General features: G+C 66.5%; 21 protein-coding genes. 9 read left to right on the forward strand and 12 right to left on the reverse strand.

Annotation, left to right across the window (positions count from 1 at the left end):
• Positions 1-5: 5 nt before the first annotated feature.
• Together ACQP2D_RS11700 and ACQP2D_RS11705 are read left to right on the forward strand one after the other, a co-directional pair.
• Positions 6-770: an SDR family oxidoreductase gene (locus ACQP2D_RS11700; RefSeq protein WP_433683731.1), complete on the forward strand. Its 765-nt coding sequence runs from the start codon at positions 6-8 to the stop codon at positions 768-770.
• A 221-nt stretch (positions 771-991) separates the two neighbouring features.
• Positions 992-1,432, forward strand: coding sequence for a DUF4254 domain-containing protein (locus ACQP2D_RS11705; RefSeq protein WP_433683732.1), 441 nt, complete (start codon positions 992-994; stop codon positions 1,430-1,432).
• On the opposite strand, the gene ACQP2D_RS11710 is transcribed toward ACQP2D_RS11705, so the two are convergent.
• A complete protein-coding gene (locus ACQP2D_RS11710) occupies positions 1,429-1,929 on the reverse strand; it encodes a hypothetical protein (RefSeq protein ID WP_433683733.1) in 501 nt (166 codons plus the stop codon). The genes ACQP2D_RS11705 and ACQP2D_RS11710 overlap by 4 nt on opposite strands.
• A gap of 285 nt (positions 1,930-2,214) precedes the next feature.
• Here ACQP2D_RS11710 and ACQP2D_RS11715 point away from each other — a divergent pair, with 285 nt between their 5' ends.
• From ACQP2D_RS11715 to ACQP2D_RS11725, 3 genes are read left to right on the forward strand one after another with little or no spacing between them, the layout of a single operon-like run.
• Positions 2,215-2,730, forward strand: coding sequence for a hypothetical protein (locus tag ACQP2D_RS11715; RefSeq protein ID WP_433683734.1), 516 nt, complete (start codon positions 2,215-2,217; stop codon positions 2,728-2,730).
• A 56-nt stretch (positions 2,731-2,786) separates the two neighbouring features.
• Positions 2,787-3,677 carry an ABC transporter permease gene (locus tag ACQP2D_RS11720; protein ID WP_433683735.1) on the forward strand — a complete coding sequence of 297 codons (891 nt, stop codon included), beginning with the start codon at positions 2,787-2,789 and terminating at the stop codon, positions 3,675-3,677.
• Positions 3,674-4,498, forward strand: coding sequence for an ABC transporter permease (locus tag ACQP2D_RS11725; RefSeq protein ID WP_433683736.1), 825 nt, complete (start codon positions 3,674-3,676; stop codon positions 4,496-4,498). Before ACQP2D_RS11720 ends, ACQP2D_RS11725 begins: the two co-directional genes overlap by 4 nt.
• Here ACQP2D_RS11725 and ACQP2D_RS11730 read toward each other — a convergent pair whose 3' ends face one another.
• The gene (locus ACQP2D_RS11730; RefSeq protein WP_433683737.1) at positions 4,499-5,359 is read right to left on the reverse strand and encodes a helix-turn-helix domain-containing protein; all 861 of its coding nucleotides are present in this window, start codon (positions 5,357-5,359) and stop codon (positions 4,499-4,501) included. It abuts the gene before it with no gap.
• 799 nt (positions 5,360-6,158) lie between these two features.
• Between ACQP2D_RS11730 and ACQP2D_RS11735 the strand changes: the two genes are divergently transcribed.
• On the forward strand, positions 6,159-6,518 hold the full coding sequence (locus ACQP2D_RS11735) for a DUF4254 domain-containing protein (RefSeq protein ID WP_433685616.1): 360 nt from the start codon (positions 6,159-6,161) through the stop codon (positions 6,516-6,518).
• Positions 6,519-6,738: 220 nt separating this feature from the next.
• Here ACQP2D_RS11735 and ACQP2D_RS11740 read toward each other — a convergent pair whose 3' ends face one another.
• Together ACQP2D_RS11740 and ACQP2D_RS11745 are read right to left on the reverse strand one after the other, a co-directional pair.
• On the reverse strand, positions 6,739-10,035 hold the full coding sequence (locus tag ACQP2D_RS11740) for a HEAT repeat domain-containing protein (RefSeq protein WP_433683738.1): 3,297 nt from the start codon (positions 10,033-10,035) through the stop codon (positions 6,739-6,741).
• A gap of 230 nt (positions 10,036-10,265) precedes the next feature.
• On the reverse strand, positions 10,266-10,712 hold the full coding sequence (locus tag ACQP2D_RS11745; RefSeq protein ID WP_433683739.1) for a DUF4190 domain-containing protein: 447 nt from the start codon (positions 10,710-10,712) through the stop codon (positions 10,266-10,268).
• 235 nt (positions 10,713-10,947) lie between these two features.
• On the opposite strand from ACQP2D_RS11745, the gene ACQP2D_RS11750 reads away from it, so the two are divergent.
• Positions 10,948-11,583 carry a class I SAM-dependent methyltransferase gene (locus ACQP2D_RS11750; RefSeq protein ID WP_433683740.1) on the forward strand — a complete coding sequence of 212 codons (636 nt, stop codon included), beginning with the start codon at positions 10,948-10,950 and terminating at the stop codon, positions 11,581-11,583.
• A 52-nt stretch (positions 11,584-11,635) separates the two neighbouring features.
• On the opposite strand, the gene ACQP2D_RS11755 is transcribed toward ACQP2D_RS11750, so the two are convergent.
• From ACQP2D_RS11755 to ACQP2D_RS11785, 7 genes are all read right to left on the reverse strand, one after another.
• Positions 11,636-12,232 carry a DUF4126 domain-containing protein gene (locus tag ACQP2D_RS11755; RefSeq protein ID WP_433683741.1) on the reverse strand — a complete coding sequence of 199 codons (597 nt, stop codon included), beginning with the start codon at positions 12,230-12,232 and terminating at the stop codon, positions 11,636-11,638.
• A gap of 29 nt (positions 12,233-12,261) precedes the next feature.
• Positions 12,262-13,059: an ABC transporter permease gene (locus tag ACQP2D_RS11760; protein ID WP_433683742.1), complete on the reverse strand. Its 798-nt coding sequence runs from the start codon at positions 13,057-13,059 to the stop codon at positions 12,262-12,264.
• A 2-nt stretch (positions 13,060-13,061) separates the two neighbouring features.
• Positions 13,062-13,964 (reverse strand): 2-aminoethylphosphonate ABC transporter permease subunit, encoded by a 903-nt coding sequence (locus ACQP2D_RS11765; RefSeq protein WP_433683743.1) that lies wholly within the window; start codon positions 13,962-13,964, stop codon positions 13,062-13,064.
• A 157-nt stretch (positions 13,965-14,121) separates the two neighbouring features.
• The gene (locus ACQP2D_RS11770; protein ID WP_433683744.1) at positions 14,122-15,345 is read right to left on the reverse strand and encodes an ABC transporter ATP-binding protein; all 1,224 of its coding nucleotides are present in this window, start codon (positions 15,343-15,345) and stop codon (positions 14,122-14,124) included.
• Between the two features lie 31 nt (positions 15,346-15,376).
• The gene (locus ACQP2D_RS11775; protein ID WP_433683745.1) at positions 15,377-16,447 is read right to left on the reverse strand and encodes a 2-aminoethylphosphonate ABC transporter substrate-binding protein; all 1,071 of its coding nucleotides are present in this window, start codon (positions 16,445-16,447) and stop codon (positions 15,377-15,379) included.
• Between the two features lie 112 nt (positions 16,448-16,559).
• Positions 16,560-17,249, reverse strand: a complete 690-nt coding sequence (locus ACQP2D_RS11780) for a phosphonatase-like hydrolase (RefSeq protein ID WP_433683746.1) — start codon at positions 17,247-17,249, stop codon at positions 16,560-16,562.
• Positions 17,250-17,257: 8 nt separating this feature from the next.
• Entirely contained in the window at positions 17,258-18,385 is a 1,128-nt protein-coding gene (locus ACQP2D_RS11785; protein WP_433683747.1) for a TIGR03364 family FAD-dependent oxidoreductase, read from the reverse strand.
• Between the two features lie 135 nt (positions 18,386-18,520).
• Here ACQP2D_RS11785 and ACQP2D_RS11790 point away from each other — a divergent pair, with 135 nt between their 5' ends.
• Complete coding sequence (locus tag ACQP2D_RS11790; protein ID WP_433685617.1) at positions 18,521-19,243, forward strand: GntR family transcriptional regulator; 723 nt, start codon at positions 18,521-18,523, stop codon at positions 19,241-19,243.
• A gap of 120 nt (positions 19,244-19,363) precedes the next feature.
• On the opposite strand, the gene ACQP2D_RS11795 is transcribed toward ACQP2D_RS11790, so the two are convergent.
• Positions 19,364-20,374: an LLM class flavin-dependent oxidoreductase gene (locus tag ACQP2D_RS11795; protein WP_433683748.1), complete on the reverse strand. Its 1,011-nt coding sequence runs from the start codon at positions 20,372-20,374 to the stop codon at positions 19,364-19,366.
• 154 nt (positions 20,375-20,528) lie between these two features.
• Here ACQP2D_RS11795 and map point away from each other — a divergent pair, with 154 nt between their 5' ends.
• Positions 20,529-21,392, forward strand: coding sequence for a type I methionyl aminopeptidase (gene map, locus ACQP2D_RS11800; protein ID WP_433683749.1), 864 nt, complete (start codon positions 20,529-20,531; stop codon positions 21,390-21,392).
• Positions 21,393-21,500: the final 108 nt, after the last annotated feature.

Genomic DNA, 21,500 nt, shown 5'->3' on the forward strand with positions numbered 1-21,500 from the left:
AGACGGTGGGCGACTCGACGGAACGACGGATTGTGCTGATCACCGGTGCTTCGCGAGGGATCGGTGCCGAGACGGCGAAGGTGCTGGCGGCGGGCGGTGACCACGTGATCGTCAACTATCGCGAGAAGCGCAAGCGCGCCGAGGCGATCGCCGAGGAGATCATCGCGGCCGGTGGCAGCGCGTCGATCGCGGGCGCGGATATCGCGGATGCCGAGTCGACCGCCGCACTGATCGCCGGTGTGGTGGCGGCGTACGGGCGGCTGGATGTGCTGGTGCTCAACGCATCCGGCGGACTCGAGCGCAATGCCGGTCCCGACTACGCGATGGCGCTCAACCGCGACGCGCAGGTTCGATTGGTGCGCCAAGCCGCGCCGCATCTGCCTTCCGGCGGCCGGATCGTCTTCGTGACCAGTCATCAGGCGCACTTCCATGGCCGCAAGCCCGTTCCGGCGGACTATGAGCCGATCGCCGCGAGTAAGCGGGCGGGTGAAGACGCGTTGCGGGCCATGGCTCCCGAGCTGACCGCGCGGGGAATCGGGCTGAATGTGGTGTCCGGCGACATGATCGACGGCACGATCATCGTGCGCCTGCTCGAACGTCGCAATCCCGACGCGGTTTCGGCCCGCCGCGACCACGGCGCACTCCCGACCATCGTCGAGTTCGCCGCCGTCGTCGCCGAGGCCGCAAGTGCCGCAACCGAATCCGGGCGCACCTTCTACGTCGGTGGTCCTGACTACCTGGCCGACGGCGCGGAGGGCATACCCGCCTAGTCGACGGCCATGCCGGCAAGCCCCCGCCTCGACTGCTCGCACCCATCTAGGCAGGTAGTGCCGCCCCAGGCCGATCTGTAACAAATTGGTATCGGCGGTTTCTGGTCGTGGACGGGGATCCGGGTCGATAATCGGGATGTTGGGTGCGGTCGGGCGGTGCGGCAACGACATTGCTGGTCGGATGGTGCACCGACGGCGTCGGGCGTCGGTGGGAGGCCGAGATGAGCTATGTCGGAAGCAACCGGATGATGCCGGGGCGGGATCTGTTGCTGTTCGCGTTTCGCGGGCTGCCGCATGAGGATCATCCGATGTTGGAAGCGGCGGGGGAACTGGCGCAGCTACACGAGATTCGCGAGCGGACGCCGGTGAGTGAGATGGCCAAATTGGATCGGCGGCGCGCCCAGTTGGTCCGGTCGATCGACCTCTGGGTAACGCTGGCGATGCCGGTGCCCTGCACCGCCGCGCAGTTGCACACCGAGACCGTCGGCCAGATCGTGGATCGACTGGCCAGAATGACCACGCAGGCCTTCGTACCGCTCGCGCACGCGCCCGAGTCCGTCTTCTATGACGCGTGGGTGCGGCTCAACGAATTGGCCGACGCCTATCAGGATCTCGTCGACGAGCTGCGTGCCGGAACTCGTCGGTTACCCGACGGTCTCTAGCGACCGCGCCCGAACAGCCGAAACGACCGATCCTTGCGGCGCGGCAGGGTCGCGTAGACCATGGTCATATCGGCGAAGACCTCCGCGTCCCGTTCGCGCTCGGCGCCGAATTCATTGCGGCCGAGCACATGTTCGATGGATGCCGGTGAAATGGAAGGTAGTAGTGCGGCCAGCGTCGGCGCGATCGGCGCGGCGGCCGCCGTCTCGCCCCTGCCATGTCCGAAGAGCATGTGGCCGATCTCATGCAGGATGATGTGGTCCACATTGCGCTCGGTGGCGGAGGCGTCGTAGACGATGATGTCGTCGCGGCCGCGCGCCACCCAGAGTCCACTGCCGCGACAGCCGATATCCGCCAGCGCGGACGCGGGGACCGCCTGCAGCGAGATGGAACGGCCGCGGTGCGCGGCGACATTTGCGAGGTAGGCGGACAGATTCCAAGGACTGGGGAGGGGCACGGTCCGTGCGGCGTCACGGAACCGGGCTTCCATGCTGGTCATCGGGGCATACCTTACTCACCCCCTGTGCGCTCGTCACCCCACGATTCGGGCAGTCCGCCGAGAATGATAGCGGCACAGTATAATTCGCGGCCCGCGCCGTGCGGGCGGGATATGACGAAGGTCTCGGTCATACACCTTGGTGGGGATTTCGGGACCCTCGGAGTCGTCGTTGTGACACTCGGGGGCGGTATCGAAACATGCTCTCGTCTACGAAATTTGATGAACGACGCGATGTGGCGGCGCGCCCGGTTTCGGTGGGCAGAGACGAAAGCGGACGAGGGGATTATGCGGTATCGACCGGTGGTATCGGATATCGAAGAAACGTCTCGGCGCGATATGGCGGCCGGAAGGTCTCCATTGTCGACCGCCTGGCACGGTATCCGATTCCCCGAGCGGGTAGCCGGGTCGGCGCCGATCGCCATGGCCCGATATATCGAGATAGTCGGCGATCTGCATCTCGATGTGCTGGCCGAGTTCGGCCTGCGGGCCGGTCGCGAGGTCGGCATCGGCTACCTGCGGGTTTTCGAGACTGCGGTGGTCCGCGACGCTATCGCCATCGATGATGGCCATTCCGGGCGCCTGAGCGGTTCCTCCGACGCGCCGGAACTCTGCGGGTCGGCCGAGTGCGATTCGGGAGTCGCGGGGCGGTGCTGGCGCCCGCACGTCAGAGGCCGCATTTGCGCGGATACGCGGGGCATGGCCGGCGACTCGATGACGGCTGCCGAGGTGCTACAGGAGATTGCGGTGGTACAGGAGCAGCGCGGAAAGCTGGACCGGCCGCGGGTGTGTGCGACATGCTGAGAACAGCTGGTTCCCCACCAACGGGCACGGATGACGCGCAGGATGGGAGCGTGCGGATGAGCATCGGCAGCGACGCTGGATCGATCACCGTCCAGCAGCAACGCGGCGACGGGGAAACCCGCCGCCTGAGCAGCGAGCGGCTGGTGGACGCGCCACCGCCGCGCATGGCGACCGTGGCGCAGTGGTGGGCGCTGACCTGGCGCCTGGTCCGGCCGGCCTGGCGCAATGGCGAACTGATCACCGCACTGCTCGCGCCGGCGGTCTTCACCGTCGGGTTCTATGTGCCGCTGAATCTGGTGATGACAGTCCGCGGGCACGGGCTGAGCAGCTATGCGCAATACCTCACGCCGATGATCGTCATGCAGGCGGTCGCCTTCTGCGCGATCACGGCCGCATTCCGGTCGGCCTCCGATGCCAGGGACGGGCTCAATACCCGGTTCGGATCGATGCCGATGTTTTCGGTGGTGCCGCTCGCGGCGCGGGTCACGACCGCACTGTTCCGGGCGGCGGTCGCACTGGCCGCGGCCCTGGTGTCCGCCCATGTGATCGGCTTTCGCTTCTATGGCAGCTGGTGGGACACAATCGGTTTCCTCGGGTTCGCGATGCTGATAGCACTGGACCTGTGCCTGGGCGCGGATCTGCTCGGCACCGCGACCAAGAGCCCGGAGGCGACCACCCAGGCGCTCATCCTGCCCCAGCTGATCCTCGGCATGGTCTCCACCGGATTCGCACCGGCCCACCAATTTCCGCACTGGATCCAGGGTTTCGCACGCAACCAGCCGATCTCGCACTTCGTGTACGGGCTGCGGGCGCTGGCCGGTGATCCATCGGGCCATGCGGGCGTGGTCGGCTGGTCGATCTTCGGGCCCGCGCTGGCCTGGACGCTCATCCCCGCGATGATGTTCGGCGCCGGGGCGGTATACATGTCGATGCGGAGGTCGTCATGACCGAGGTACTGGATCCTGCCCGCGAACTGCCGAGGGTCAGCGGCCGGACCGAGACCTGGCGTTTGCTGATCCCGCAAACGATGATCCAGACCAAGCGGCTGTTGGTGCGCTGGTGGCGTGACCCGCTGACCGTCGTACAGTCGCTCGTCTTTCCCGCGCTCCTGCTGGTCGTGCTGAATACCATTCTCGGAAACCAGATTTCGGCCTTCTCCGGTGTGAATGCGCTCTACGGTTCGGTGCCGATGGTGGCGCTGGTGGGCGTGATGTCCGGTTCGGTGGCCGGTGCCATCACCCTCGGACGCGAGCGCGATGAGGGCTTGCTGGCCCGCTTCTGGGTGCTGCCGGTGCACCGCGCGTCCGGACTGGCCGCGCGCATCGTCGCGGAGGGGATCCGGATCCTGTTGTGCACCGCTGTGCTGTTCGCAGTGGGGGCGGTACTCGGCTTCCGATTCCAGCAGGGGCTGCTCGCTGGTATCGCGCTGTTCGGGGTGCCGCTGCTGTTCGGTATCGCCTTCGCCACCATGGTCACCGCGGTGGCCGTTTTCAGCGCGAAAGCCGCACTGGTGGAGGCGGTTTCGCTCGGTTCTTCGCTGCTGATGTTCTTCAGTTCCGGGTTCGTACCACTGGTCGCCTATCCGGCGTGGGCCCGGCCGATCGTGCGCCACCAGCCGATGTCCTATGCCATCGACGCCATGCGCGGTCTGTCCCTCGGCGGTCCGGTGCGGGAGCCGCTGCTGGCCACCCTCGCCTGGTGTGTCGGTGCGCTCGTGGTTTTCGCGATACCTGCGGCACTGGGCTATCGGCGGGCCAGTCGCAGCTGATCAGCGCATCTCGTCGGATGCCTTGGCGATCAGCGCCATGGAGTCGCGCGGGCTCAAGGCCATCGCCCGCAGCTGATCGAAAATGATGCCGAAGCGGCGGATCTGCGGATGACCCTCGATCAGCTGATCGCCCGCGATGCCCTCCACATAGACCAGCTCCGGATCGGCGGGATCCTTGAAGTCCAGCAGTGTGAACGCACCGGCCATGCCGGGATGCACGCCTGCGGAGAACGGAAGTATTTGCAGGATAACGTTTTTCATCTGCGAATCGTCCAGCAGCCGCTTCAGCTGCCCCTTCATGACATCCACCCCGCCGACCACGCGCCGGATCGCCGCCTCATCGAGTACGACCCAGAGCTCCAGCGGATCGGTCTTGGTGAGGTGCATGGCCCGATCCATCCGCGCCCGCACATTGTGCTGCACCGTGGCCGCGTCCAGTTTCGGCATATTGGTATCGATGACCGCCTCGGCGTACTCCGAGGTCTGCAATAGCCCTGGGATATAGGAAGTCTGGTAGTGCCGGGCCGAGAGTGCCTCGGATTCGAAGTTGATATAGGCCGCGTGCACCTCGGTCAGCGTCGCCTCGTAGGGCCGTGACATGCCGGGCTTGAGCGCGTCCGACAACAACTCCACCGCATCCGCGCGCTGCTGTTCGGTGACACCATAGAGGTCGAGCATCGCCATCAGTGTGCGGCGCTGCGGCCGCGCCTGCGCCGTCTCGATGCGGTACAGCGTGGTGATATTGATTCCGGTCCTGCCGCTGACCTCTTCTTTGCTGAGGCCCGCATGTTCGCGCATCTCGGTCAGCAGCACCGAGAGCCGCCGCAAACCCGCCGTGAGGACTGTGCGCTTGCCTGCCATAGCGTCAGAGAATACCGCCTTTTACAGCAAGGAAGTTCGGAGTTTTCCTGCGAGAATATGCCGATTTCGGCGGTGCACCCGCATGCCTTCGCAGGTGGAGACCACACCGGACACGAGCCGAACTTCCAGACGTGCCAGCTGCCGCTGCACTGTTGGACGAGTGATCACCATGCGCTCATGTAGGCAATCGTCGAGAGCGCTCCTGCGCCAGCGCATTCTCGGTTGACTATCGGGTGCTTGGTGGTGGTTCGGGTGGGCCAGTGCTGGGCGACCGAAGTTGGTCGCCTTGCCGGCCGCGGATGCGGGTAGGCGCGTTTATTGCGCCTGACCGGTGCGTCCGACCCGTTGGTGCTGAGCGCGTTCTCAGAGCGGTGTCCTCGGGCGAATTTGTGATGCGTCATGTACGCCGCTGATCGGCGTGGCGTTGGAGCCGCGGAGGGGTGTGAGTGAGAGTGGCAAACTCTTGGCCACCGGCGCTGTTCGTCGATGTGTGGCGAGTGTGAAAGGTGTTGTCGCTAGCGGGTTGTGGGGATGGAGCTGGTGATCGGGTCGTGACCGCAGCAATGAGAACGCACTCTTGCGTTCTTGCATTTGTAAGAGCATGATCCAGCTACGCTAGTTGAGAACAACCGATCCGATGACCGGGATAACCGAATCGAGAGCCAATCATGTTGGTACAAAGCGCGTTGGTGTCGGGTGAATTCGGGGTATGGCGATGAGCGCGCCAACGGTAGGGGTGCTGCCGACCGCTCCGCAGATTTTGTGTGCATTTCAGGGGCGTCGTTTCCAAGATCTCGAATTGCTGCGATCCGCGCACGCGCTGGCCGAGCTGCACGCACGCCGTGCTCAGGTGCACGATATGGGCCTAATTGCCGAAATCGACTGCCGCCGCAGCGAACTCGTCGACGACATCAATGAGTGGATCGCGCAGGAGATCCCGCAGCATCGCAACGGTGCTTCGCTACATACCGAGAGCCTCGGGGCGGTGGTGGATCGCATGGCGCGCAGTTGGGTGGATGCGAATACGGCCATCGATGTCGACGGCGCGCGCAGCGACAATACCCATAAACACTGGTACCACCTGGCAGAACTCGTTGACGGCTACACTGATCTGGTAACCGACGTGGCCGGTGGCCGCCGCCGTTTGCCCGAGCAGTGAAGTATTCGACGGCGACTCTCGTCCGCAATAGTGACACTGCCCCGACAGCGTCACTGCAACTCTCGGTGACGTCCCGGGTCCGCGTTATCCGACCAGTGACCCGCCCCGGACGCTGACGTCGCCGAAACAGTGACGGCGGGCGCAACGGGGCGCCCCGCCCGGCGTGCCGCGTGGTCGACTGGCGCGGCACGCCCGCTACCGAATTACCCAGTGCCGGAATTCATTCGGCAACCGTCCAGACCGACGCCGCCGCAGCGCGAATATCGACCGTGTCGTGTGTGCGCAATGCGGTGAGCAGGCCAAGCCACGGTGCCGACCAGCCGAAGTGCTCGCCGCCGTGCCGGATCAGCACCACCGCAGCGAGCGCAGTGGCCAATGCGCTGCCATGGGATAGGCCGGCCGCGATGGTGAGCATTGTTTCCGGCTGCGCGGTGCGCAGTGCGGCCGGCAAGGTCGCGTTCAGTCGCTGTGCCGGATGCTCGACCAGTGCGCCGTCCGCGATTGCGCCCGCCTGTTGAATCAACTGAACGGTCGGTTCGCTTTCTGCCCAGCGGATTTGGGCCAGGTACAGCTCGATAGCGGCCCTGCGCCAGAACGGGTCGGTGGACAATCGGCCGGCGAGCGCACCCGCGGCGGATGCCGCCGCATCAGAGCGCGCGGCCGCCGAAACCAGTGCGTTGCACAGCCCGACCAACCGCTGCACGGCGGGGAGGTCGCGTCCGTCGATGGCGGTATCGCCCGCAGCGAGCAGGCGATCGACGGCGGCCGGCAATGCCGAAGCGTCGGACTCGATATGGTCGACGAGGGCCTGCGCGGCGGACCACCACAGGCCGAGTTCATCGAGGTCGCAGATTCGGTGCGCCAACATCATCGCGGTATCGGGTGGACTCCACCGGTGCCAGCGCGTCAGTACCGGGATGGCCTGGGCGGCGAGTTGGCGGTCGGTCTCGCCCGCGATCCGCCGGATCAGTGCGGCCATGCGATGGCGCTGCGCGACCGGCAGCAGTTCCGGTCGCAGGTTCAGGATTTCCTCGGCCACCGTGGGATCGGCTACGGCATCGGCGAATATCCGCCAGGCCGCATCGTCGTCGAGCAGCCAGCGGCAGGCGAAGACCACGGCGCGTCGCACATCACGGTGCTGATCCGGCTGCTCCCAGAGGGTTCGGATCGCGGTCATCGCATCGGGGGCGTGCAGTTCGGCGAGCAGCCGGACGCCTTCCTTGCGCGAGGTGATCTTGGGGGACCGCACCAGCGGCGCAATCGTGGTCGTGATCTTGTCGGGGGCAATGCTTCTTGCGCAGGCTGCGATGCTGCTGACCGCGACGCGTGCGCGATCGGAATCGACGTGCCCGGCCAGCAGTTCGATTGCCGCCGCTGGTCGGTCGCTGCGACCCAATGCGGTGAGCGCCGCTTCCGCGATAGGGATGTCGGGGTGGTTCGTGTACTCCGCGAGACGCTCCGGGCTGCCCGGGAGGCGGCCCAATATCCTTACGGCCCGGACCTTCTCGTACTGCGACGACATGTTCGAATCGGCGTGGGCGGTCAACAGCTGGGCATACGATTCGACCTGTCGTGGCGTCCATCGATCGAATCCGCCCGGGAAGTCCGGCACCAGGCGCACTTCGGTCGATGCGAAGCGTCCTGGCGTCGCGGAGCCCAGCACCGAATCGAGCAGATCAGTGCGCCGGGTGGCGATCAGCCGCTGCACGATATCCATGGTGATCAGGGAGCGGTCCCGGTTCAGCAGGGCGGTCAGGTGCTGGTCGCGAGTGGCCGGATTGCTCAGCGCCAATCGAACCGCTCGCCGGACCACCGCGTCGTCGCGGGCGCCGCACGCGCGCATCAGGAGTTGTTGCAGGGCAGGAATTTTCCAGGCGCGCCTGTCCAAGCCCTCGGCGAGATCGAGGGTCAGGCGCCACTTGTCGCGGGCGGCGTCGTTGTCGAGCCGTCGGCGCAGCGCCGCGAAGATGCGTTGTTCGGCGCCGTGGGGCAGTGACCGGTCCAGATCGGCCAGGTCGGGTGCGATGGCATGTGCCGCGAGATTCTCGATCAGCCGCAGCGCCGAGTCGGTGAATGCCGGGTCGTCTGCTTCCGCGCCACGGCGCAGCAGCATTCGAGCCAGCCCGGAGATCGTCGCGGTGGTCGCGTAGGAGCAGTCGCGCGCCTGCAATGCGTCGGTGCCGAGTTGTTCGAGGGCGGGGAGGTTGTCGGCGCGCAGCAATGACGGCGGGAGGTGACCGATCGCCTGGAACGCGGCGTAGCGCACCGGATCCTGCTCATTGCGCAGTCGGCGCAGGGATTCGAGCATGGTGGCCAGCACGGCGGGATCGCGAGTGCCCGCGGCGGCGGTGATCAACAGGGGGTATGCCCGGCCGCGCTCCTCCGCGGTGGCGCGCCGAATCGCCTCGGCCAATACCGGTTCGGCCTCGTTCCAGGGCAGTCGAGCCGTCAAGCGCTCGCGGACCTCGCGCACGGCGGAGCCGCCGGGGCGGTCCAGGAGTTCGCGCGCGAGGGCAGTGCGTTCCAGGCGTGGCAGGGCATCGAGTGCCGTCATCGGGATCTGGCCGGGATCGGTTCCGGGGCGTGCGTAGACCTGCCGTACCACGGTGGCGCGGCGAGTCAGCGGAAGTGCGCGCAGGAACCGGTCGCGCTGGAATCCGGAGTAGACGGCGCCCAGTGCCACCAGCCGGTCGTCGGGGAGTTCGCTCAGCGCGCGCCACAGGGCGGTCCCGCCCAGTCCGGTTCCATTGCCGGTCGGATCCAGGATCAGGTCGACCACCCGGGCACGATCGTGCCGGGCGAGTTGTCCCGCCGCCCCGTTCATTCGGTAGATCGAGGTGTGCCGGATCGCCTTGGCGGCCAGGGCGAGCATTCGGTCGGGATCGTGGCGTGCGGCGGGGACCGCTACCGCCGCGATCCACTCCCATAACCCGGGCCAATCCGCCTCACCCGCTTGCGCCGCGAGCCCTTCGACATGATCGAGGACCGCATCGATGTGTCTGCGGCCCAATGCCGTCCAGTTCGCGACGGCGTAGTCGAGCTCCGGCAAATATTTGGCGACCACCGGCGTCGAGCAATTCGGCAGCACCCGCGCGGCCTCGGCATCTCCGAAACGGCGCCGCACTTCCGGCAGCAGGGGATCGGCCAGCCGGGTGCGCTGGCCGTAGCCGAGGGCCCGGTACATGGTGCGCCGGATCCGCTGTGACATCCGAGGGAGTCGCTCGATCAAGACCTCGGGGTCGACCCCGCTGCGCACCAGTGCGACCACCGCCCGCGCGGCGAATTCGGGCTCGACCGAGTCGAGTTCAACAACCAGATGCTCGTGTTCGGCGGCGACCGATGCCATGCGGATGGCGATGACCCGCTCGTAATAGCCCCGCCCCGCGAATTCGGCCAGTAACGGTCCGAACTCGGGCGACCCGGCCAGCCACAGCGCCCCGGCCGCGATTGCACGCTGTCGATCCGGCGCCGCCAGCGGTTCGATATCCCGCAGTAGCTTCGCCGCCTGCGCTGCCATGTCTGGATAGCCCCCTTCGTCGCGCTGCCTGTGCTCCGCTCATCGGATTCGTGCTGCAAGGATATGCCGCCCACACCGGATAACGCCGAACCCGAACGGACCCGGATTCGGAACTACTCGAGGTAAACCCCGTTCGACGATGCTTCGAACGTGTATTCGAATATAGGCCCAACATTCCTGGACTGGAACCCTTTTCGGATTTCGTGGGTGTCCTCGACGGCGGATGCTGCTCAGCTCACCTGGTTGACGATCATGATGAACTCGACGGCAAGTGCGATGGCGGACAGGATCATTGCGGTGACTGCCAGGCCCTTGCCGCGGCGTTGTCCGGTGCAGCCGACGATCCCGAGGACGAGTCCGGCCGTGGCGAACGGGAGGCCGATGAAGGGGCGCACGCCGGTCAGGTCGATCGGCAGGAACGGGAGTAGGCAACCGACGATGCCGAGGATCAGCGCTCCGACAGCGGGCCCCACCCCCCGCCGCTGATCGGTCGGCGGTGGCCCGCCCTGCCATCCGGTGCCGCTGGGATAGGCCCAGGGTTGTTGCTGCTGAGGGGGATTCGGATAGAGCGGATCCGGCGGCGCGAGGGGTGCGTGGTATCCGGCGTTCGGGCCGGGAGTCGCCGTGCCGGGTTGCTCGGCCAGGTTGGTCGGGTCCGGCGGCGGACTGTACGACATCGGTGATCCTCACTGCTGGACCCGTCGGTCTATCTTCGGATACCCGGAGAGAGTACGCACGTCGTCCGACCGAAAGCTGAACACACCGGAGACGACAACCGACCTACCATGGCCGGGTGGTGATGGGTCGGCAGGTTATGTATTCGGTGATCGGTGAATTTCGACGAGCATTCAGCATTCCCGAGGTGCCCGACCATCGACACAGCGCTGTGTCCGGCGACCGGGAGTGTGCTCGATGAGCAAGTTCAACTGGAGTCACAACGCGTACTACCACCGGTTTCTCCTGCGACAGCTGCCCGACCCTTGCACTCGTGTGCTGGATGTAGGTTGTGGGGCAGGAGCTTTCGCGGCCGAACTCGCACGACGTGTCGAGCGGGTCGACGCCATCGATCGATCACCGGCGATGATCGATGCGGCCGAGCAGGCAACGCCGGACAATGTCAACTGCATCCTCGGCGATGTGCGGACCGAGCCGTTACACGAGGGAACCTACGACGCCATCGTGTCGATCAGCACGTTGCACCATATGCCGGTCGACGAGGTGTTGCCGCTGTTGGCGCAGGCATTGCGTCCGGGTGGTGTGCTCGCCGCCGTGGCATTGCCGCATCATGATCTGGTGCGGGAGGCACCCGTTGAGCTGGTTGCGGCGATCGGGCATCGGGTGCTCGGAATGGTGTTTCGGATCCTGCGCGCGCGGGGTCGGGGGAGCTGGTATGCGGTCGAGGCGGCCCATGATGCCATGCCGGTTGTGCTCGATCCGCCGTTGACGACGCGGCAGGTGCGGGAGCAGGTGGCAACGATACTTCCCGGTGCGCGGGTGCGGCGGCTGGTCTTCTGGCGCTACTCATTGGTGTGGCGCAAACCCGCCTGAATCGGCTGAAATCGCCAGCGCCGCGGAAATTTCGGATGGTGACGCTGCGTGGTCAGACGGCGGCTGCGCGTTTGGCCGCACGGCGTTGTCGGCGCCGGATCAGATAGCGGCGGATCCGGCTCGCCAACAGATACACCAGGATCACGCCGATCACCAGCAGCGTGCCAGCACAGCAGGCCGCGACGATCGGATGGAAGATCGCGATGGTGACAATGCCGCCGACGGCCAGATCCTCGACGAGGCTCATGATGATATTGCTGGCCGGCTCCGGTGAGGTGTTGATCGCCATGCGCGTACCGGCCTTGATGAGATGGCTGGCCAGGGCGGTGGTGCCGCCGAGGGCACCGGCCGCGAGTTGGGGCAGCGATCCGTCCTGCCCGGCGAGCAGTGCGGCGACAACGGCGCCGGATGCGGGACGCACGATGGTGTGCACGGCATCCCAAAAGGTGTCCAGGTAGGGGATCTTGTCGGCGACGGCCTCGATGAGGAACAGCACCGCGGCAGCGATCAGCACATCGGTGCGTTGCAGTGCCTCCGGCACATCGTCGGATAGGCCGGTCGCGCCGAAGATGCCGAGCAGCAGGACCACCGCATAGGCGTTGACCCCGCTCGCCCAGCCGGCGGTGAAGATCAAGGGCAGTGCTGACATTGCGTCATCGTATGGTGTTCGCCTCGGGATCAGCGCAGCGCGGCGCGACCGCGCAGCCGACCCAGCACGACCAAGGCGACCAGCGTCACCATGAGCAGCAGACAGGTACTCGCGGCCGCATTGAAGACTTCACCGCGGTCGGTGAGACCGAATATGGTGACCGGCAATGTCTTCCAGGTGGCCGGATACACCATGATGGTCGCACCGAGTTCACCCATGGACAGCGCGAGGGCCAACCCGGCGGCGGCGCCGAGGGCGGGCAGCAGCAGTGGCAGCGTCACTCGCAACAGCACCCGAACCGGCCCTGCCCCAAGGGATTCCGCGGCCTGGCGATAGGCGGGATCGAGTCGATCCAGTGCGGCCGAGACGGCGCTGAAGGCATAGGCCAGTACCAGCACCGAATGTGCCACGATGACAATCCATTTGGTGCCGCCGAGCAGCAGCAGTCGTTCGTTGAAGGCGATCAGCACGCCGAGGCCGATGGCCACCGATGGCACCGCCACCGGCAGGTGGAAGACCGCGTCGGTGATCTTGCGCCACCAGCCGGGCGCCTCGCGGGCGGCGAGTCCGCCCCAGGTGCCCAGGATCAGGGCGATGCCGCCGGACAGCAGTGCGGTCTGCAGGCTGACCGACAGACTCGCGGCATCTTGACCGGACAGCGCCGCTCGGAAGTTGGCGAGGCCGAGATTCGAGGGCAGAGGACCGGTCCAGCTGCCCGCCAGCGCGGCCGCGATCACGGTCGCGATCGGGGCGAGGAACACCACGACCACGACCACCGCGAAGACCGCGAGCACCACCGCACGGCCACGACGGGTCCAGACCAGCATGCTCAGCTCTCCTTTCCGGGCCGCCCGAAGTGGGCGAAGATCAGTCGGTAGCCGACGTACAGGCTCAGCGACAGCAGCACCTGCACCGTGGCGAGGACCGCCGCACCGGGCAGGTCGAAGGTGACGATGCCGCGGGTGTAGATCAGCGCGGGCAGGGTTGTCACGCCCTTCGCGCCGGTGAACAGCACGATGCCGAATTCGTTGAGCGTCAATAGCAGGACGAGACTGCCGCCCGCGGCCAGCGCGGGCCACGCCTCCGGCATGACCACCTGACGCAGCACCCGCCAGGGCGAGGCGCCGAGGCTGGCGGCCACATCCAATTGTTCGCGCGGCAGTTGGGCGAATCCGGCCAGCAGCGGGCGCACCACGAACGGGGTGAAGAAGGTGATCTCGGCGAGGATCACCCCGAGCGGGGTGCTCAGGAAGTCGAGCACCGGCGTTCGATCTCCGGTGATCCGGGCGATCAGGGCGTTCACCGCACCCGCGGTGCCGTAGAGGAAGGTGAAGGCGAGTGTGATCAAGAACGACGGCAGCGTGAGCACCGTATCGATCAATCGGCCGACCAGCGACGAACCGGGGAAGGGCACGAACGCCAGCACGATCGCGAGGAAGGCGCCGAGCACGAGACACCCCGCGGTGGCGCAGACCGCAATGGAAATGGTGCGCCACAACGCATTGCGGAACGATTCGGAGCCGAGCATCTGCGACCAGACCGCAGTACTTCGGCCGTCCTCGGTCTCGGTTGATTCGGCGAGCACCCGCACGATCGGGTACACCGCGATGAATAGGACCACCAGCAGCGGCGGCAGTGTCCACAGCACCGGCCGCCAATTCCGCCGCAGCGCGGTGTCCGCGGTCGGAGCTGCATCGTGGATCGGCGGTTCGAGCAGTGCGGAAGTGCTCATCGTCGGACCCCCGTGCCGGTTGTCATGAGTCCGTCTGTCCCGACGGAGATCAGCGCGGTCCCGGCGGTCGGGCTGCGGTCGCCGCCGGGACAACGGAGACCGCCCCTGGCAACCGGGAACACGGTGCCGGCACACCGAGCAGGATTCGCGCCGCCCCTCATTCCGGCGCGCCCGGCTCGGATGTGGCCGATGTCCTTGCCGCACTGACGCTTTCGGTACCGATCGGCGGCGGAATCAACACACCCGCAGGGTCCGGGAACCGTACTCCGACGACCGCGTCCACCTCGGTATCGAGATGCCCCGGCACATCGGCGGTGATCTCGTCGGTCAATCCGTCGACCGCTAGCCGCAACCGCGTCGAAGCCCCGCGCCACACACTGGATACGACGGTGCCGCGCACCGCATTGCGCTCCGAGGTGGCATCGATCTGCACCGTATGCGTACGCACACACAGCAATCCGGGTGCGTTCACATCCCAACCACCCGGCCCGACATCCGGTGCCTCGGCCCGCAGCGTAAAGGTGCCGGCGGTGACCAGCGCCGAGCTGCCCGATACGCGATTCACGGTGCAGGACAACAGGTTCGCGCCACCGAGGAACGCTGCCGTGAAATCGCTCGGCGGGCGACGCCACAGATTCTCGGCGGTATCGATATCGACCAGACGGGCATCGCGCATCACCGCGATCCGATCCGCCAAGGCCAACGCCTCGGCCTGATCGTGGGTGACATACAGCATCGCCGTATCCGGCAATGCCTTTCGCAACTCCTGCAGCTCACCGAGCATCGACTGCCGCAACTGTGCGTCGAGCGCGGCCAGCGGTTCGTCGAGCAGCAGCACCTTTGGTCGGATCGCCAGCGCACGGGCGATCGCCACCCGCTGCTGTTGACCACCGGACAGTTCGCGCGGCAGCCGCTCGGCATAGGCCGCCATGCCGACCATCGCCAGCGCCTCGGCCACGCGTGCGTCGATCTCCTTGCGCGGCACCCGATGTGCCTTCAGCCCGAAGGCCACATTGTCGTACGCCCGCATATGCGGGAACAGGGCGTATGACTGCACGACAACGCCGATACCGCGCTTGGCGGGGGACAGATCGGTGACATCGCGCCCGGCCAGCCGGACTGCACCCGAGGTGGGACGGACAAAGCCCGCCAGCGCCTTGAGTGCCGTCGACTTGCCCGAGCCGCTCGGTCCGAGGAGCGCCACCGTTTCACCGGCGGTGACGCGCAGATCGAAATCGCGCAGAGCGACCGTGGTCTTGCGGCCGCGGCCGTAGCGGACTCCGACCCGATCGAAGACGATCGCGGGTTCCGTTGCGGCCGTGACTTTTCCGGCCACGGCCGTCGCGATGGCCGATGTCGGATGCGCGTCACCGTCGAACATGATTGCGGCTCCTGAGTTTTCGCGGATTCGGCTACTGACCGGTCGCCTTCTGATAGGCGGACACATCGGCGTCCAGCTCGGAAAGCACCTTGGTCCAGTCGACATTCACGATTTCCACGCCCTCGAGCACCGTGCTCGCCGAAGGACCGGCACCGGTCGCTGGGACATCACGCAGCTCCTTGCGCGCTGGCACCGCGAAGGTGTCGGGCAGCGACTTCTGTGCATCGGCCGACAGCAGGAACTCCATGAGCTGCTTCGCCTCGCCCTGATGCGGTGCGCCCTTGGCCAGTCCCATCACATAGGGCACGGCCACGGTGGAGCGCTTGCCGTCGGCGGCGGCGGGGAAGAAGACGGTGAACTTCGAACCCTTGTCCTTGACCGTGGTCAGATTCATCTGGACATCGCCATTGGCGACCACCAGCTCACCCTTGTCGACCTTGGCCTGCAACTTGCCGGTGGACGAGGACGGACCGACATTATTGGCCTGCAGTTTGGCGAGGTAGTCCAGTGCGCCCTGCTTGCCCAGCAGGTTCTGCAGCAGGATCAGCACCGCGGTGCCGTCACCGGCCTGGCCCGGCGTGGAGTACTGCAGTTTGCCCTTGAATTCCGGCTTCAGCAGGTCGTCCCAGGTGAGCTTGGTGGTGTCGACCGAAGGATTGGCGATGAAGGACAGGTAGTTGCCCGCCAGCGTGACGTACCTGCCGTCGGCATCCTTATCGGTCGCCGCGACGAAGCTGGTGTCGATTCCGCTGTCCTGCAACAGCCCCGAACTCTTCGCCTTCTGGATGAACGGCGGCAGCGTGACGAGCACATCGGCCTGCGGGTTGGACTGCTCCTTGTCCACCCGGTTGACGACCTCACCCGAACCGGCCTCGACCAGGTTGACCGAAATCCCGGTCTTCTTCTTGAATTCGGCGAATTGGGTGGTGTACCAGCTGCCGACGCCGTCGGCGGAGTAGACGGTAATGGTCTTGCCGTCGCCGCTGTCGGTGCCCGTGCCGCCGCAGGCCGCGGTGAGCGCGACGGTGGTGACGGCGGCGACGGCCAGCGCGGTTCGGGAGATGGTGCGTGCCAGACGGCCCTGCGTGTTCGAAGTACGCACGATGACTGCAACTTTCGGTTCGTGTGGGTGTGGAATCGAAGGGGCGGGGGTTTCCGTCATCTCGGCCGACGCCGGGATCCCGGTTCTGGGCCCGGCTTTCGCCGGGAGGCTGTCAGGTTCGGCTGGCGAGGATCAGCTCCGCGAATTCGGTGACCGAGGCCAGCACATGGGTGGCTCCGGCGGCACGCAACTGTGCCGCGTTGTGCGCGCCGGTCAGCGTGCCAGCGACGATGCGGGCACCGGCGGCCAGACCGCTGGCGATATCGCTGGTGGTATCGCCGAGTACCGCGATCTGATCCACGGCATCGACGTCGAGGCGCAGCAGCGCGGTCAGGACCATGTCCGGATAGGGGCGGCCGCGTCCGGCATCCGATGGCGCAAGCGTCAGATCGGCGATCTCGTGCCAGCCCAGCGCATTCAGCAGTCGATCCTGGGTGGTGCGGCTGAAGCCGGTGGTGAGCGCGACCTTGACGCCCGCGGCCCGCAGCGCGGTAATGGCATCGGCCGCACCGGGAATCGGACTGATCTCGACCTCGTCGATCAATGCGTCATAGGCGGCCTCGAAGGCCAGGTTGGCGGCCTGCGCGCGGTCGTCGTCGCCGAGTAGGGCGCGGAAGACCGCGATCTTCGACTGGCCCATGGTGTCGAGCACGTACCGGTGGGCGCTATCGCGTTGCGGCCCTTCGGTTTCGATACCGGCGCTGGTGGCGGCGATATCGAAGGCGCGAAGGACCAGTCCGCCGTCGGCGACCGTGGTGCCCGCCATATCGAGGACGGCGAGGGCAATGTTCTTATCCGACACAGCGCTCCTCAGAGGTTGAGCAGATCGGCGGTTTCCGCGCCGATCGCGGGGCCGAGGGTCATACCGCGGCCACCCGGCCCGGTGACGACCCAGATGTGCGCATCGGCCTTGGCGCGGGTCACGATGGTGGCCGGATCGATGCTCTGGCTGTAGACGCCCGCCCAGCGCCGAACCACCTGCGGCAGTCTGCGTCCGAGCAGTTCCTCGGTGACGGCGGTGAGGTGTTCGAATGGGGCCTCGTCCACGTCGAAGGCGAACGGCTCCTCGTATTCGTGGGTGTCGCCGACGGTCAGGCCACCGTGTAGCCGCTGCACGCACAGCAGTTGCATCTTGTGCTCGGCGGCGATGGCGGTCTGCGACTGTTCGGCGTTCAGCACGTCCAACTCCGGCCCCGCGAAACCCGGGTAGTAGCGGAAGCTGTCGCCGTCGGCGATGGCGGTGGTGAGCGGTTCGCCCAGCGGTGCGGTCTGCATCATCTGCAGCCGGACCCGGCGGACCGGGATGGTGCCGACGAGTTCGCGGGTCAGGCCGGTGTGGGCGGCACCGGGGCAGACCAGCACCAGATCGGCCTCGAAGGTGCGGCCGTGATCATCGAGAACCGTTGCGCCGGAACCGGTATCGGTAACCTTGCGAGCCTCGGTGCGTGCGTGGAAGGTGTAACGCTCCGATGCCGTCATATGGGCGCGCAGCGCGGGCAGTGCCTGACGGGATTCGACGGCGGCATCGGTCCAACAGTGCAGTCCGGCCAGGAATTTGCCGCGCAGCGCCGGATTGATCGCGCGCACCTGTTCGGGTTCGAGCAGTGCGAAGCCGCGCGCCTCGGCATGCGGGCTCGCCGCGGCGGCCTCGGCGATCGCGAGTTCGCTCGGCGTCTTGACCAGTGTCAACGATCCGATGGGCCGGAAACCGACACCGGGAACCTTGCCGCCGATCTCCTCCCAGAGCTGCCGGGAGCGCAGGGTGAAGTCGAGTTCGGTGGCCGAACGTCCGGACACCCACACCAGGCCGAAGTTGCGCACCGTCGCGCCGCGCGCCTCGGGTTCGCGCTCCAGCTGCACGACCTCGTGACCACGGCCGATGGCGGCCATGGCGTGTGCGGTGCCGAGGATGCCGCCGCCGATGATGACCAATCGCATGGGTACATAGTGGGCAATGGTCTAGACCAAGGAGTGTTTCGTGCGCGAACGCCAGGTTAACAATTGGTATAGACCAATACCGGGTAGGCTGTCGGCATGGAGACATCAGGTGCGGCGGGAGCCGATGGCGATGAAATGCGCGGTGGGCGTATCGATTTGGCGCCGCGGCTGCCGAAGTCCTACCTGGTGCGCACCGAACTCGAACAGCTGTTGACCGATCTGGAGGAGGGCGATCCGGTCCCCTCGGAGCGGGATCTGGCCGTTCGGTTCGAGGTTGCCCGCGAAACCGTCCGGCAGGCCCTGCGAGATCTGCTGGTGGAGGGGCGGATCCGCCGCCAAGGCCGCGGCACCGTGGTGTCGCGGCCGAAGATGGTGCAGCCGTTGCAGCTGCGCTCCTACACCGAGGGCGCCATCAGTTACGGCCGGGTGCCGGGGCGGCTGCTCGTCGGCTGGGACGATGTGCCCGCCGACGCCGATACCGCCCGCGACCTCGGGCTCACCATCGGCACTCCGGTCATGCACCTGGAGCGGGTACTGCTCGCGGACGGCGAACGCATCGGGTTGGAGAGCACCTTCATGTCGCTCGCTCGTTTCGGCCACCTGCGCGGCACCTACGACCCGACCACCTCGCTGTACGCGGCCGTGCGCGCCTCCGGTGTAGAGCTCGGCAGCGCCACCGAGCGAATCGAGACGGTGCTGGCCTCACCCCGCGAGGCCGCCCTACTCGAATGCACCACATCGCTGCCGCTGCTGCTGCTGCATCGGCGCAGCGTCGACCGGCACGGCGCGCCGGTCGAACGCGTCCGCTCCCTCTACCGCGGCGACCGCATCGCCTTCGAAGCCCAGCTCAGCAAGTAGGGCGCGAACCTGCCCGAGCGGACCGGTCAGCTCTCGCTGGTCGTCGGCGGGAGTGCGTCGCCGGCGAGGAATTCGGTGCGGCGGGCGTCCTGGTCGAGTAGACCACCTCGTGAAGGTGCGTCAGCCGATCTGCGGAGCGACTTTGGTGCCGAGTAGATCGATGTTGTGCAGCACCTTCTCGTGCGGCAGGGTGCCGACGCTGGTGTGCAGCATGAAGCGGTCCAACCCCAGGGTGTCGCGGATATCGGCGATCTTCTCGGCCACATAGTCGGGCGTGCCGACGAACAGTGAACCGCTTTGCGAGCGCATGGCATCGAACTGCGGGCCGGTCATCGAGCCCCAACCGCGTTCGCGCCCAATGGTGCTCATGGCCACGGCGTACGGCTCATAGAAGTCCGCAACGGCCTGCTCGTCGGTATCGGCGATATAGCCGTGCGCGTGCACCGCCACCGGTTGCTCGTCGTGCCCGCCCTGCTCGAGGGCGCGGTGGTAGAGATCGACCAGCGGCTTGAAGCGCGCGGGTTGCCCGCCGATGATCGCGATCGCCAGCGGTAGGCCGAGCAAACCGGCGCGGACCACGGATTCCGGGCTGCCGCCCACCGCGATCCAGACCGGCAGCGGCCGGCTGTCCGTGCGCGGATAGATCACCGCATCGCGCAAGGGAGCGCGGAACTTGCCGTTCCAGGTCACCGGCTCGTCCTCGCGAATGTGCAGCAGCAATGCCAGCTTCTCCTCGAAGAGCTCGTCATAGTCGCTCAGGTCATAGCCGAACAGCGGAAAGCTCTCGGTGAACGAACCACGCCCGGCCATCAGTTCGGCACGGCCGTTCGAGAGGCCGTCCAGCGTGGCGAAGTCCTGGTACATCCGTACCGGATCATCCGAGCTCAGCACGCTCACCGCGCTGGTCAGCCGAATGCGCTCGGTGCGCGCCGCGATCGCCGCGAGCACGACCGCGGGTGCGGATGCCGCGAAATCCTTGCGGTGGTGTTCGCCGACGCCATAGACGTCGAGTCCGGCGCGTTCGGTAGCGACGGCCTCGTCCACCACCTCGCGCAGCCGTTCGGCCGCGGTGGGCGCCGGTCGGTCGCCGACCGGGTACAGCTCGGCGAAAGTCGTGAGTCCCAGTTCCACAGCTCGAGTCCTGTTCCTGTGTAGTTTCTGTGTCAACCACTAGCCTAAACGGACCGTGGTCCGAAACTATTCCATCGGATGGCCATGGGCTCGCGGCCAGGTCGGGCGCGGGGACGGACGGTGCGCGGTGGGTCGGTGCGGATAGTCTTGTTCCATGTCAGTGCGTACCCGTCAGCCACTTGTTCCCGGCACGCTTTCACCCACTCGTGAAGTTCCACGCTCGATCGAGCGCCCGGAGTACGCGTGGAAGAAGACCGTGAACGAGGGCCACGAGCCCTGGGTACAGACCGCCGAGACCATCGAAAAGATGCGGCTCGCGGGCAAGATCGCGGCGCAGGCGCTCGAGGAGGCGGGCCGGGCGGTGGCGCCCGGCGTCACCACCGATGAGCTGGACCGGATCGCGCACGAGTACATGTGCGATCACGGCGCGTACCCATCGACATTGGGGTACAAGGGTTTTCCGAAGTCGTGCTGCACCTCGCTGAACGAGGTGATCTGCCACGGCATTCCGGACTCGACGGTGATCCAGGACGGTGACATCGTCAATATCGATGTCACCGCCTATATCGATGGCGTACACGGCGACACCAATAAGACCTTCCTGGCCGGTGATGTCGACGAAGAGGTGCGGCTGCTGGTCGAGCGCACGCACGAGGCGACCATGCGTGCCATCAAGGCGGTTCGGCCCGGCCGTGCGCTCAACGTGATCGGGCGGGTGATCGAGTCCTACGCCAACCGATTCGGCTACGGCGTGGTGCGCGATTTCACCGGCCACGGCGTCGGCCCCACCTTCCACAGCGGCCTGGTCATCCTGCACTACGACCAGCCCGCCGTGGAATCGGTCATCGAGCCCGGTATGACCTTCACCATCGAGCCGATGATCAACCTCGGCGGTATCGATTACGAGATCTGGGACGACGGCTGGACCGTGGTCACCAAGGACCGCAAGTGGACCGCGCAATTCGAACACACGCTGGTCGTGACGGAGACGGGCGCCGAAATCCTGACCTTGCCGTGATGGATGGGCCACGCGGTTCGAAGCGTGCGCTGTTGTGTCGTCACGGCGTCGGGTGCCGAAATTCCGCTCTTGCCGCTGCGAGTGTGGCCGCGCATAACGGGGATGCGG

It is taken from the genome of Nocardia sp. CA-119907 (assembly GCF_050955995.1).
Classification (GTDB): domain Bacteria; phylum Actinomycetota; class Actinomycetes; order Mycobacteriales; family Mycobacteriaceae; genus Nocardia.